The following is a 13,516-nucleotide window of genomic DNA, read 5'->3' on the forward strand; positions in this document are numbered from 1 at the left end:
TGTGCTCACGCGACTGCCGACTACGCTCAATCGCGACATCGGGCAACTGCTCCCGCATCGCTGGGTGCCGCCCGCCGCTCGCTGATCAACCAGCGCGGCGTCAAGGTGTCGTGGCCGCTCGCTTACGCTGCAGGGCCAGCACCACCGCGTCGAAACCGCCGGAATATCCGCTCGGCGTGTGGTCGACATCGCCGCCCATGCCTTCCAGGCTGCGCCCGAACAGATCGCTGCGCGTCTTGTGCAGCCATTGCGCGACCATGTACGTGGCCGGCAGCGATTCGGCAAAACGCTGGTACTTCTCCATCACCAGCGCCGTGGTCCATTCGTCCTGTTCCAGGTAGTCGCGGCTCAGCGAGGGATTGGTGAAGCTGCGATTCGGCGTGTACAGGGTTTCGACATTGATGATCAGCTGGTCGAGCAGGGAGCCCGGCGCGGCCGAGATCACGTAGCTGGCACCGGCGCCGAGATCGGTTTCCTGCCGGTATTCGCGCCCCAGGTGGCCGCGCAGGCCGCTGCCGGACAGCTGGAAGAACAGATCCAGTTCCTGCGCCGCCTGATCGCGGGTCGCGACCGGATACGCACCGAGCAGGCCTGAGGCCGCGAACTCGTTGACGGCCGAATTCAGGCCTTCGGTGCCGTCCAGGCGAGACATCGCGGCATAGGTAAACCACTCGTCCGCGGACCAGACGCCGCTAGGGTCGACTTCGAACGGCGTGTGTTCCAGCACCGCGCCGGAACCCGGCGCGCTGGGCAGATCGCGGTTCACGCCCGACTCGGTCCAGCGATACACGCCGTCCGGGTTGTACCGGCGCACCGCGATCGCCTGCAGGCCGACCGCGCCGAAATCGCCCTTGAGCCGCAGGCCGTAGTTGAACTTGTCGTCGAAGTCCGCGTAGCGGTCGTGGATCGTGAACTGCGAGGCGATCGCGTTGTACTGGGTGTTCGGATTGCCCTGAATGGTCGGCTGGAATTTCTGCACGAAGCTGTCGAGCAGCCAGCGGTCGTTGATCTGGTAGGAGCCGCGCAGGCCCAGCGCCGGCACGCGCTTGTCGGAGAATTCCTCCGAGGCCAGGTCCAGTGCCGAGTGGCGGCGCAGGTCCAGGCCGTTGGCGACGTCGAGCACGCGGAAGAAGATCGCCTGGCCCCAGGCGATCTGCTGGTTGCCGGCGCGCAGGTTCAGCGGGCCGCGGTTGTATTCGAAGAACAGCGCCGGCAGGTCGACCATGCCATTCTTGCCCGCCCATTCCAGCGGATTGGGGTGCGACAGGCCCTCAGTGTCGTACTCGAAGTAGTTCGGCCGGCCGTAGAGCTTGCCGACGGCCTGGCTGCCGACATCGCCCGGGTCGAATTCCTGGTACACGCCCGGGTCCCACAGCGCGCGCAGCTTGGCGACCAGGTCGAGCTGCGGTGTCAGCTTGATCTTGGCGTTCAGCTCGGCGCGCACGACCTCGAGATTGAAGTCGTTGTCGGCCGGCATGCCGGTGCGGGTGGCGGTGTCCTGGACGCCGATCACCGAGTTGCGCTGTACCGGCACGCCGTTGAACAGGTTGCCGCGCTGGTTCAACGGGTTTTCCGAGCTGGAGGTCGAGAACGCATTGTCGATCCGCATGCTGCCGCTGAAGCTGTAGTCGATACCGGCGAGGCCGGACGAGCTGCCGGTCTGCTCGGCCTGGATCGGGGTGGCACACAGCGCAAAGACGATCGCGCCGGATCGGCAGGCGACCGGGATGGAGCGTTTCATTGGTTTCTCCTCGCTAGGTTTTTTATGGACTGCCCGGGCCTGCCGCTGCGTCGGCGGTCTGGCCTCGAAGCCACTCTAGGAGCGGCCGGGGAGCCCGGCGCCACACGGCCGGGTAGCTGAACCGCGCGGCACCTACCGTCCAGGGGCCTTGGAACTGCCGGTCAGCCGCCCGGGGGCCGGAAACAGCGTCGCTGCGGTTTGGACGGTGCGGCCCGCGACGGCTCGCCGACTGCCGCAATGCAGTAGAATCCGCGTCCGCTCCCCACCGGGAATAGGCATGTCAGCGGCACTCAAGATTGATCAATTCAGCCTGATGGAAGATGGTGAATGCGATGCCCGCATCACCGCCGCCAAGGCGATCCTCGGCAAGCGCCTGGCGATCCTGGGCCACCATTACCAGCGCAACGAGGTCTTCAAGCACGCCGACTACACCGGCGACTCGCTGAAGCTGTCCCAGCTCGCGGCCGATTCGGACGCCGAATACATCGTCTTCTGCGGCGTGCATTTCATGGCCGAAGTCGCCGATATCCTGACGTTCGGCAAGCGCAGCGTGATCCTGCCGGACCTTGCGGCCGGCTGTTCGATGGCCGACATGGCCAACCTGGTCAAGGTGCGCAAGTGCTGGGACGAGATCAGCACGCTGCTCGACCCGGACGAACACGTCACGCCGGTCACCTACATCAACTCCGCGGCCGATCTGAAGGCCTTCTGCGGCAGCCATGGCGGCATCGTCTGCACCAGTTCCAACGCCCGCGCGGTGCTGGAATGGAGCTTTGCCCGGCGCGAGAAGGTGCTGTTCTTCCCCGACCAGCATCTGGGCCGCAACACCGGCCTGAAGATGGGCCTGAGCCTGGAGCAGATGGTCACCTGGGACTTTATGAAGCCGCGCGGTGGCCTGAGCGACGAGCAGATCAGGAACGCCAAGATCATTCTGTGGAAAGGCTTCTGCTCGGTGCACCAGATGTTCCAGCCGGCGCACATCGACAACTTCCGCAAATTAAACCCGAACGGCCTGGTCATCAGCCATCCGGAGAACAGCTACGAGGTCTGCCAGAAGAGCGACTTCGTCGGCAGCACCGAGTACATCCTGCGCACGGTTCGCGGCAGCCAGCCGGGTACGCATTGGCTGATCGGCACCGAGCTGAACCTGGTCAACCGCCTGGCCGACGAGATGAAGCCCAAGGGCGTCACCGTGCAGTTCATGAGCCCGACCGTGTGCATGTGCTCGACGATGTTCCGCACCGATCCGCAGCATCTGGCCTGGTGCCTGGACAACCTGGTCGCCGGCAACGTCGTCAACCGCATCCGCGTGCCGGAGGCGATCGCCGAGCCGGCGCGCAAGGCGCTGAATCTGATGCTGGAAGTGGTGGACTGAAAATATTTCCCGCCAGCCAAGTAGGTTGGGGTGAGCGCAGCGAACCCCAATAGGTGTCCGCGCCGATGTTGGGGTTCGCTGCGCTCACCCCAACCTACACGCCGGAAGTGGTGGACTGAACTGTTTCCCCTCCCGAAAGGAGAGGGGATCATTATTATCGAGATTCGAGAGAAAGCAGACCGTATGTGGACCAAAGCCCCTAGCCTCAATCAGTTCGATCCCGAGATCGCCGCTGTCATCCAGTCCGAAAGCGCGCGCCAGGAAGCGCATATCGAGCTGATCGCCTCCGAGAATTACGCCAGTCCGGCGGTGATGGAGGCGCAGGGTTCCAGCCTGACCAACAAGTACGCCGAAGGCTATCCGGGCAAGCGCTATTACGGCGGCTGCGAATTCGTCGACATCGCCGAGCAGCTGGCGATCGACCGTATCAAGCAGGTCTTCGACTGCGACTACGCCAACGTGCAGCCGCATTCCGGCGCGCAGGCCAACGCCGCGATCTTCCTGGCGCTGGTCAGCCCGGGCGACGTGGTGATGGGCATGAACCTGGCGCAGGGCGGGCATCTGACGCACGGCAACCCGGCCAATTTCAGCGGCAAGCAGTACAAGATCGTGCCCTACGGCCTGAACATCGAAACCGGCCTGATCGACTATGACGAGATGGAGCGCATTGCCATTGAGGCCAAGCCGAAGATGCTGATCGGCGGCTTCTCGGCGTATTCGCGGGTCAAGGACTGGGCCCGCATGCGTGCCATCGCCGACAAGGTCGGCGCGTATTTCTGGGTCGACATGGCGCACATCGCCGGACTGGTCGCCGCCGGTGAATATCCGAGCCCGCTGCCGCATGCGCACGTGGTCACCAGCACCACCCACAAGACGCTGCGCGGCCCGCGCGGCGGCATCATCCTGACTAAAGGTCAGTCGGAAGAATTCAACAAGAAGTTCCAGTCTGCGGTGTTCCCGGGCATCCAGGGCGGCCCGCTGATGCATGTGATCGCGGCCAAGGCGGTCGCGTTCAAGGAGGCGCTGGAGCCGGGCTTCAAGGCCTACCAGAAGCAGGTCGTCGCCAATGCCCGCGCGATGGCCGGCGTGCTGATCGAGCGCGGTTACAAAGTAGTGTCCGGCGGCACCGACAACCATCTGTTCCTGCTGGACCTGATCGCCAAGAACGTGACCGGCAAGGACGCTGAAGCGGTGCTCGGCCGCGCGCATATCACCGCCAACAAGAACTCGGTGCCGAACGATCCGAAGTCGCCGTTCGTGACCTCGGGCCTGCGCCTGGGTTCGCCGGCCAGCACGACTCGCGGTTTCAAGGAAGCCGAGATGAAGCAGGTCGCGGCCTGGATCGCGGATCTGGTCGACACGATGGCGGCGGGTGGCGATATCGATGCTGTGGTGAACCGCGTGCGTGGTGAAGTCTCCGAACTCTGCGGCCGCTTCCCGGTATACGGCAGCAAGCTGTGATCGACCGCGCTCTCATCTCTGATTCCCTCCCCCGCGTGCGGGGGAGGGTTAGGGTGGGGGCGTTCGTCGCGGGACAGCGCTACACGTCGCGCCCCCATCCCGGCCTTCCCCCGCAGGCGGGGGAAGGAGACCAGCGTTTGAGCTGGCGCTAAATCCATGCAATGCCCCTTCTGCAAAGCACCCGACACGCGCGTGATCGATTCGCGCATGGCCGAGGACGGCTCGCAGGTGCGGCGGCGGCGTGAATGCCCGGTGTGTTTCGGGCGCTTCACCACGTTCGAGAAAGCGGCGCTGGCGACGCCCAACGTGATCAAGCGCAGCGGCGATCCCGAGCCGTTCCGCGAAGACAAGCTGCGCCAGGGCATCGACCACGCGATCTACAAGCGGCCGGTGACGCCCGAGATGGTCGATCACGCGATCGAGAACGTGATGCGCAAGATGCGCGCGACCGGCGAGCGCGAAGTGCCGTCGCGCCAGGTCGGCGAGTGGGTCATGGACGAGCTGCGCGACCTCGACCATGTCGCCTACGTGCGTTTCGCCTCGATCTATCGCAGCTTCGAGGATGTGAACGCTTTCCGTGAAGAAATCGAACGCCTGCAGACGCTGCCGACGGCCGAGCAGCGCAAGAGCCAGTTGTCGCTGATCGAAGCCGACAAGGTCGTCCGCAAGCGCTCGGTCTGATTGCGTGCGGCTGCTCCGCTCTTGAACGCGCTGACTCCCGCCGCCGCAATGGCCCGCGCACTGCATCTCGCCGAGCGCGGCCGGCTGAGCACGTTCCCGAATCCGCGTGTCGGCTGCGTGATCGTGCGTGGCGGCGAAATCGTCGGTGAAGGCTGGCACGAACGCGCCGGTGAACCGCATGCCGAGGTGTACGCGCTGGGAATGGCTGGCGAGCGCGCACGCGGTGCCGATATCTATGTGACTTTGGAGCCCTGCTCGCATCACGGCCGCACGCCGCCTTGCTCGGACGCGGTCATCACCGCTGGGCCGGCACGCGTGGTGGTCGCGATGCGCGATCCGAATCCGCTGGTCGCCGGCCGTGGCATCGAAACCCTGCAGGCGGCCGGCATCATCGTTGAAACCGGCTTGATGGAAGCCGCGGCGCGCCAGCTCAATCGCGGCTTCGTTTCGCGGATGGAACGCGGCCGCCCCTTCGTTACGCTGAAGCTCGGCGCGAGCCTCGACGGCCGCACCGCGACCGCCAGCGGCGAGTCGCAGTGGATCACTGGTGCCGATGCGCGTGCGGACGTGCATCGCTTGCGCGAGGAAGCCGGTGCGGTGCTGACGAGTTCGGCTACGGTGCTTGCCGATGATCCGCAACTGACGGTTCGCCATTTTTCTCCCTCCCCCGCGAGCGGGGGAGGGCCGGGGTGGGGGCGCGACGGTAGCGCCGCGCCTGCTCGCCCCCATCCCGGCCTTCCCCCGCTCGCGGGGGAAGGAGACAAGCCTTCGCGTCAGCCCGATCGCATCGTGCTCGATCCGCAGGCTCGCGTATCGCCTGAGGCTCGCGTTTGGGCACCCGGCGCGCGCCGTATCTGGCTGGTCGGCAAGGAGCCGGTGCAGCGTCCCGACGACGTCGAGGTGATCCTGCTGCCCTTGACCTCGATTCACACGGTCGACCTCGACGCCGCTCTGAAGGCGCTGGCCGCTGCCGGCATCAACGAGCTGATGATCGAATGCGGGGCTACGCTCGCCGGCTCGCTGCTGGAGGCGAAGCTGGTCGACGAGTTGCTGATCTACCTCGCACCGTCACTGCTCGGCAGCGAGGCGCGCGGCCTGGCCAATCTGTCGGTCAGCCAGCTGGATCAGCGCATTCGCCTGCGTTATACCGACGTCCGCCGCGTTGGTGCCGATCTCAAAATTATCGCTGCGATCCAGGAGATCTGAGCGCATGTTCACCGGCATCGTCGAATCCGTAGGCCGCATCACCGCGATCGAATTTATCGGCGGCGACCGCCGCATGCGCTTCGAGTCCAGCGACGGCTATCTGCAAGGCATCGCCCTGGGCGACAGCATCGCCTGCAACGGTTGCTGCCTGACCGCTGTGAAGCTCTATGACCAAGGTTTCGATGCTGACTTGTCTGGCGAAACCCTGGGCGCGACCACGGCCGGCGCCTGGCAGCAGAACCAGGCTATCAACCTCGAAAAAGCGCTGACCGCGCACAAGCCGCTCGGCGGCCACATGGTCAGCGGCCACGTCGACGGCCTGGGCCGTCTGATCGAACGACGCGAGGACGCGCGCAGCTGGCGCATGCTGTTCGAGGTGCCGGCCGAGCTGGCGCGCTACATCGCGCGCAAGGGCTCGATCACCATCGACGGCGTCAGCCTGACCGTCAACGAGGTCGAGGGCCGGCGCTTTGGAGTTAACATCATCCCGCAGACGCTGACGCACACCACGCTCGGCAATCTGCAAACCGGCGACGCGGTCAACCTGGAAGTCGACCTGATCGCCCGATATCTGGAACGTCTCCTCGCCGCTCGCGGTGAGGAGCAGAGTACGCCTGCCGCTCGGGCAGGCGAGGAGTAACGAGAGATGAACACCAACATCAAAGCCCTGAATCCCGCGAATGAAGCGCTGCGCAGCCGCACGCTGAACTCGGTCGAAGAAATCATCGCCGACTTCAAGGCCGGCAAGATGGTCGTGCTGATGGACGACGAAGACCGTGAGAACGAAGGCGACGTGCTGATGGCCGCCGAGAAGGTGCGGCCCGAAGACATCAACTTCATGGCGCGTTTCGCGCGCGGCCTGATCTGCCTGACCTTGAGCGAGCAGCGCTGCAAGCAGCTGCGCCTGCCGCCGATGGTCGCTGACAACGGAACGCAATTCGCTACCGCGTTCACGGTGTCGATCGAGGCCGCGACCGGCGTCACCACCGGCATCTCCGCATTCGACCGCGCGCATACGATCCGCACCGCGGTCAAGCGCGACGCGCAGCCGCAGGATCTGGTGCAGCCCGGCCATATCTTCCCGCTGACCGCGCAGCCCGGCGGCGTGCTGGCGCGCGCCGGCCACACCGAGGCCGGCTGCGATCTGGCGCGGATGGCGGGCCTGGAGCCCGCCGCCGTGATCTGCGAAATCCTCAACGAGGACGGCAGCATGGCGCGCCGCCCGGATCTGGAAGTGTTCGCGCGCGAGCACGAGCTGAAGATCGGCACGATCGCCGACCTGATCCGCTATCGCCTCGACAACGAGCACACCGTCGAGCGCGTCGCCGAAACCACGGTGAAGACCGAGTTCGGCGACTTCCGCCTGGTCACCTTCCAGGACACCGTCGACAACACGGTTCATCTGGCACTGGTGAAAGGCAACATCAAGCCGAACGCGCCGACCCTGGTGCGCGTGCATATCCGCAATACCCTGGCCGACGTGCTCGGCGTCGAGAACGAAAGCTTCGGCTGGCCGCTGCGCCGCGCGCTGAAGCGCGTCGCGGACGAGGGCCATGGCGTGGTCGTGCTGCTGCGCAAGCCGGAGACGACGCGCGAGCTGGTGCAGCAGATCGTGGGTTTGCACAAGGGCCTGGCCGGCGAGCCCGAGCATGGCCCGTCCGATCCGCGCGACCTGCGCACCTACGGCATCGGCGCGCAGATCCTCTCCGATCTCGGTGTGCGCAAGATGCGCGTGCTGTCCTTGCCCAAGCGCATGCACGCGCTGTCCGGTTTCGGCCTGGAAGTGATCGAATACGTGGCCTGCGATTAATCGCAGGTTAGCCTCAAGCAGCTCCGCTTCCTACGCTCTTTTTCAAAACAGGCTCAATGACCCATATCCCAGGGAAGACCGGCTACTCGGCGCCCGCACCCGCCGCCGGCCAGAACAGTGGTGACCTCGCCGGCGTCCGCATCGCGATCTGCGCAACGCAGTGGAACACCGACATCGTCGACCCGCTGCTGGCCGGCGCGCATCGCTGCCTGGCCGACTGGGGCCTTGCCGCCGAGCATGTGCAGGAATTCCGTGCGCCCGGCGCATTCGAGCTGCCTTTCGCCGCCGATCGTATCCTCGCCGCTGGCCGCTACGACGGCGTGATCGTGCTCGGCGCGGTGATCCGCGGCGACACGCCGCACTTCGAATATGTCGCCGGCGAATGCGCGCGCGGCCTGATGGACGTGCAGCTCAAGCACGGCCGCCCGGTCGCGTTTGGCGTGCTGACGGTGAACACCGCGCAACAGGCGCATGATCGTGCCGGCCCCGGTCGCGACAACAAGGGCTACGAGGCGGCCGCTGCCGTGCTCGACATGGTCAGGCTGGCAAGGAGTGTGGCGTGAGCGAACACGGTGGGTCCCAGGCATATCAGGGTTCGCAGAGCCGCCGCGGCCTGGCGCGCCGTCTGACGGTGCAGGCGCTGTATCAGTGGCTGGTCAACGAGACTTCGACTGAGGGCATGCTGACGCAGTTTCGCGAGCAGCCCGAGGGCCTGGGCCGTGCTGACGGTGATTACTTCAACGAGCTGCTGAAGGGCGTTGTCGAGCAGGCGCCGGAGCTGACGATGATGCTGGTACCACATCTGGATCGCCCGCTCAACCAGCTCGATCCGGTGGAGCACGCGGTGCTGCTGCTCGGCGCCTACGAGCTGCGTTACAAGACCGACGTGCCGTGGAAAGTCGTGGTCAACGAGGCGGTCAACCTGGCCAAGATCTTCGGCGCCGAAGAGGGCTACAAGTTCGTCAACGGTGTACTCGACAAACTGGCGCGCGACGCGCGCGGCAGCGAGATCGGCGCCGGCTACTAATGCGCTTCATACCGCAACTGTAGGAGCGGGTCATACCCGCGACCGAGACTTCATCGGCACAGTCGCGGGTATGACCCGCTCCTACAGTGGTTCAGTCGCAAGTCGGTTCCGCCAGCTGGAAATCGATCCATGGACGAATTTGAACTGATCCGCCGCTACTTCGCGCCGCTGTCGGGCGCCCATGAGGACGTCGTGCTCGGCATCGGCGACGACTGCGCGCTGCTGGCGCCGCCGGCGGGCCATGAACTCGCCGTGACCAGCGACACCTTAATCGCCGGCCGGCATTTTCCTGAAGAAAGCCTGCCGTTCGACATCGGCTGGAAATCGCTCGCGGTGAACCTGTCCGATCTGGCCGCGATGGGCGCCAGGGCCCGCTGGTTCACGCTGGCGCTGGCGCTGCCGGAAGCCGACGAGCGCTGGCTCGCCGGCTTCGCTGACGGCCTCAAAGCGCTGGCCGACGAGGCCGAGGTCAGCCTGGTCGGCGGCGACACCACGCGCGGGCCGCTGACGATCACGATCACCGCGCTCGGCGTCGTGCCTGCTGGCTGCGCGCTGCGCCGCTCCGGCGCCAGGGTCGGCGATCGCGTCTGCGTCAGCGGCACGCTCGGCGACGCTGCGCTGGCGCTGGAGCGCTGGCGCGCCGGCGACCGGGATCGCTCCGACGATGCCTTGGACTTGCGCGCCCGGCTCGACCGGCCGACGCCGCGGCTCGCGCTGGGGGAAGCGCTGCGCGGCCTTGCGCATGCGGCGATCGACCTGTCCGACGGCCTCGCCGCCGATCTGTCGCATCTGCTCAGGGCCAGCGGTGTCGGAGCGCATATCTACGGCGCGCGGCTGCCATCGTCGGCCGCTTTCGACCGGCTCGCTCCAGCGGCGGAGCGCACGCGCCTGCAGCTGGCCGGCGGCGACGACTACGAGCTGTGCCTGTGCATCCCGGCCGCGCGGCTGAGCGAGGTGCGGCGGCTTGCGCAGCAGATCGGCGTGGCGCTGACCGATATCGGCGAGATCCAGGCCGGTAGCGGCCTGAGCGTGCTCGGTGCGCAGTGCGAGCCACTGGCATTCACCGAACTCGGCTATCGTCACTTCCAATGAAGCTCCAATTGAATAGCCCATTGAAAGCCCTTTGAAAGCCAAGACCGCACAACGCCAGCGCGACAAGTTCGACGCGATTCCGCCACCGCCGGTGCGGCTGATCATGAGCACGCCGGTGCACCTGATCAGCTTCGGCTTCGGCTCCGGCCTGGCGAAACACGCGCCCGGCACCTGGGGCACGCTGGCCGCGGTGCCGCTGTACCTGCTGCTGTCGGCGCTGAGCTGGCCGTATTACGCGGCCGCCTGCGCGCTGCTGTTCGTGTTCGGCTGCTGGGTCACCGGCGAGAGCGCGAGGCTGCTGCATGTCTCCGACTATCCGGGCTTCGTGTTCGACGAGATCGTCGGCTTTTTGATCGCGGCCGCGCCGCTGGTGGTCGCCTATCACTATCTGAGCCTGGTCTCGCTGGCCTGGCTGCCGCTGGCCTTCGGCCTGTTCCGGGCCTTCGACATCCTCAAGCCCTGGCCAATCGGCTGGCTCGACCGCCACGTCCATGGCGGCCTCGGGGTGATGCTGGACGATGGCCTGGCCGGGCTGTTCTCGGCCGCGGTGCTGGCGGTGGCAATGAGGCTGGCCGGCGTACCACTGGCTCCGTAGGTTGGGGTGAGCGCAGCGAACCCCAACATTGCGACGGTGATCGTTGGGGTTCGCTGCGCTCACCCCAACCTACCCCAACCTACGATTGACTCCGCAGAGCTTGGCCCGGCACCCGCCGCAATGGGATAATGGACAACCTGCGGATTCCGCCAGGCGCCCGGCACAGCTGAACCCTCGGGCGGACCCAGTTCCACGAATCCACCTTGGAGTCATGTCAATGTCGGTAGAGACGCCCGTCGAGCGGGACGTGATGGAGTACGACGTACTGATCGTCGGCGCCGGCCCTTCCGGGCTCGCCGCGGCCTGCCGGCTCAAGCAGCTGGCCACCGAACGCGGCCAGGAAATCAGCGTCTGCATCGTCGAGAAAGGCTCTGAAGTCGGTGCGCACATCCTGTCCGGCGCGGTGTTCGAGCCGCGCGCGCTCAACGAGCTGTTCCCCAATTGGAAAGAGCTGGGCGCGCCGCTGAATGCGCCGGTCAAGCGCGACGAGCTGCATTTTTTCTACAGCGCGCTGAAGTCGTTCAAGTTCTTCGACTTCATGGTTCCCAAGCCCATGCACAACGAGGGCAACTACGTCATCTCGCTGGGCAATCTATGCCGCTGGCTGGCGAGCCAGGCCGAAGGTCTCGGCGTTGAAATCTACCCGGGCTTCGCCGCCCAGGAAGTGCTGATCGACGAGCAGAACGTGGTCCGCGGCGTGCAGATCGGTGATCTCGGCGTCTCGCACTCCGGCGAGCACAAGGCCGACTACGCGCCGGGCATGGAACTGCGCGCCAAGTACACACTGTTCTCCGAAGGCTGCCGCGGGCACTTGGGCAAGCGCCTGATCGAGCGCTACAACCTGGCCAGCGCCGCTGACCCGCAGCACTATGCGATCGGCCTGAAGGAAATCTGGGAAATCGAGCCGGCGCGCCACGAGATGGGCCTGGTCGTGCACGGCGCCGGCTGGCCGCTGCAGAACCTGGGCACCGACAGCACCGGCGGCTCGTTCCTGTACCACATGGAAAACAACCAGGTCGTCGTCGGTTTGATTGTCGACCTGTCGTACACCAATCCCTACCTGTCGCCGTTCGACGAGTTCCAGCGCTTCAAGCATCACCCGGTCGCGGCAAAGTATCTCGAGGGTGGCAAGCGACTGAGCTACGGCGCACGTGCGATCGTCAAGGGCGGCCTCAATTCGCTGCCCAAGCTGGTGTTCCCGGGCGGCGCGCTGATCGGCGACGACGCCGGCATGCTCAACTTCGCCAAGATCAAGGGCAGCCATACCGCGATGAAGAGCGGCATGCTCGCGGCCGAAGCGATCGCCGACAAGCTGCAGGGCGGCTCCGAGGGCGGCGACACGCTGACCGGCTATCCCGAGAAATTCAAGGCGAGCTGGCTGTACGAGGAGCTGTACAAGAGCCGCAGCTTCGGCGCCGCGATCCACAAGTTCGGCGCGCTGATCGGCGGCACCATCAACTGGATCGAGCAGAACATGCTCGGCGGCAAGGCGCCCTGGCATTTCCGCGATCTGAAGAAGGATCACGAGACGCTCAAGCCCGCGGCTCAGTCCGAGAAAATCATCTACTCGCGCCCGGACAACAAGCTCTCCTTCGACAAGTTGTCGTCAGTGTTCCTGTCCAGCACCAACCACGAAGAAGATCAGCCGGTGCATCTGAAGCTGACCGATCCGAGCATCCCGATCGGCAAGAACCTGCCGATGTACGACGAACCGGCGCAGCGTTACTGCCCGGCCGGCGTCTACGAGGTGGTGACCGCGGCGACCGGCGACCCGCGCTTCCAGATCAATGCGCAGAACTGCGTGCACTGCAAGACTTGCGACATCAAGGACCCGGCGCAGAACATCACCTGGATCGCGCCGGAGGGCAACGGCGGCCCCAACTACCCGAACATGTAGTATTGAACCATACTAATACGATAGGCCGGCAGCCCGTAGCCTGTTCCCGGGCTGCCTACCCAGCAGTCTCAATAGCAGAGTGAAACGAGAGAGCGAATGAAAGTACTGGTCAGCGTCAAGCGAGTGGTGGACTACAACGTCCGCGTGCAGGTGAAGTCTGACGGCTCGGGTGTGATTACCGACGGCGTCAAACATTCGATGAATCCCTTCGACGAGATCGCGATGGAAGAAGCGGTCCGCCTGAGGGAGAAAGGCAAGGTCACCGAGATCGTGGCGATCACCATCGGTGGCGCCAAGAATGAAGAAACCCTGCGCTCGGCGCTGGCCTTCGGTGCCGACCGCGCGATCCATATCAAGGAAGAAGGCGACATCCAGCCGCTGACGGCGGCGCGCGCTTTCGCCGCCGCGCTCAAGCAGGAAGACGCCAAGCTGTTCTTCGCCGGCAAGCAGGCGATCGACGACGACGCCAACCAGACCGGCCAGATGGTCGCCGCCCTGCTCGATATCGCCCAGGCGACGTTCGCCTCGAAAGTCGAAATCGACGGCGACAAGGCCACCGTGACCCGTGAAGTCGACGCGGGCCTGGAGACGCTGGAAGTCGATCTGCCGGCCGTCATCACCACCGATCTGC

13 protein-coding genes are annotated in these 13,516 nt (G+C 65.5%); 12 read left to right on the forward strand and 1 reads right to left on the reverse strand.

Annotation, left to right across the window (positions count from 1 at the left end; genetic code table 11):
• Positions 1-100: 100 nt before the first annotated feature.
• Positions 101-1,741, reverse strand: coding sequence for a DUF1302 family protein (locus JWQ90_RS05305; RefSeq protein WP_299690414.1), 1,641 nt, complete (start codon positions 1,739-1,741; stop codon positions 101-103).
• Between the two features lie 277 nt (positions 1,742-2,018).
• Between JWQ90_RS05305 and nadA the strand changes: the two genes are divergently transcribed.
• The 12 genes from nadA to JWQ90_RS05365 form a co-directional block, all read left to right on the forward strand.
• On the forward strand, positions 2,019-3,116 hold the full coding sequence (gene nadA, locus JWQ90_RS05310; RefSeq protein WP_299690415.1) for a quinolinate synthase NadA: 1,098 nt from the start codon (positions 2,019-2,021) through the stop codon (positions 3,114-3,116).
• 183 nt (positions 3,117-3,299) lie between these two features.
• Positions 3,300-4,577 (forward strand): serine hydroxymethyltransferase, encoded by a 1,278-nt coding sequence (glyA, locus tag JWQ90_RS05315; protein WP_299690417.1) that lies wholly within the window; start codon positions 3,300-3,302, stop codon positions 4,575-4,577.
• Between the two features lie 156 nt (positions 4,578-4,733).
• Entirely contained in the window at positions 4,734-5,258 is a 525-nt protein-coding gene (gene nrdR / locus JWQ90_RS05320; RefSeq protein WP_299690419.1) for a transcriptional regulator NrdR, read from the forward strand.
• Between the two features lie 48 nt (positions 5,259-5,306).
• Positions 5,307-6,464 carry a bifunctional diaminohydroxyphosphoribosylaminopyrimidine deaminase/5-amino-6-(5-phosphoribosylamino)uracil reductase RibD gene (gene ribD / locus JWQ90_RS05325; protein ID WP_299690422.1) on the forward strand — a complete coding sequence of 386 codons (1,158 nt, stop codon included), beginning with the start codon at positions 5,307-5,309 and terminating at the stop codon, positions 6,462-6,464.
• A gap of 4 nt (positions 6,465-6,468) precedes the next feature.
• Entirely contained in the window at positions 6,469-7,104 is a 636-nt protein-coding gene (locus tag JWQ90_RS05330; protein ID WP_299690424.1) for a riboflavin synthase, read from the forward strand.
• Between the two features lie 6 nt (positions 7,105-7,110).
• The gene (ribBA, locus tag JWQ90_RS05335) at positions 7,111-8,274 is read left to right on the forward strand and encodes a bifunctional 3,4-dihydroxy-2-butanone-4-phosphate synthase/GTP cyclohydrolase II (protein WP_299690427.1); all 1,164 of its coding nucleotides are present in this window, start codon (positions 7,111-7,113) and stop codon (positions 8,272-8,274) included.
• Positions 8,275-8,330: 56 nt separating this feature from the next.
• A complete protein-coding gene (ribH, locus tag JWQ90_RS05340; protein WP_299690429.1) occupies positions 8,331-8,837 on the forward strand; it encodes a 6,7-dimethyl-8-ribityllumazine synthase in 507 nt (168 codons plus the stop codon).
• Positions 8,834-9,301, forward strand: coding sequence for a transcription antitermination factor NusB (gene nusB / locus JWQ90_RS05345; RefSeq protein WP_299690431.1), 468 nt, complete (start codon positions 8,834-8,836; stop codon positions 9,299-9,301). The genes ribH and nusB overlap by 4 nt, the downstream gene beginning before the upstream one ends.
• Positions 9,302-9,430: 129 nt before the next feature.
• Positions 9,431-10,393 carry a thiamine-phosphate kinase gene (thiL, locus tag JWQ90_RS05350; protein ID WP_299690432.1) on the forward strand — a complete coding sequence of 321 codons (963 nt, stop codon included), beginning with the start codon at positions 9,431-9,433 and terminating at the stop codon, positions 10,391-10,393.
• A 103-nt stretch (positions 10,394-10,496) separates the two neighbouring features.
• The gene (locus JWQ90_RS05355; protein WP_366919442.1) at positions 10,497-10,988 is read left to right on the forward strand and encodes a phosphatidylglycerophosphatase A; all 492 of its coding nucleotides are present in this window, start codon (positions 10,497-10,499) and stop codon (positions 10,986-10,988) included.
• Between the two features lie 217 nt (positions 10,989-11,205).
• Complete coding sequence (locus JWQ90_RS05360) at positions 11,206-12,885, forward strand: electron transfer flavoprotein-ubiquinone oxidoreductase (protein WP_299690436.1); 1,680 nt, start codon at positions 11,206-11,208, stop codon at positions 12,883-12,885.
• Positions 12,886-12,981: 96 nt separating this feature from the next.
• Positions 12,982-13,516, forward strand: a 535-nt coding sequence (locus JWQ90_RS05365) for an electron transfer flavoprotein subunit beta/FixA family protein (RefSeq protein ID WP_299690437.1), incomplete at its 3' end; no start/stop codon positions are given.

The organism is Hydrocarboniphaga sp., assembly GCF_028291725.1.
Lineage (GTDB): Bacteria > Pseudomonadota > Gammaproteobacteria > Nevskiales > Nevskiaceae > Hydrocarboniphaga.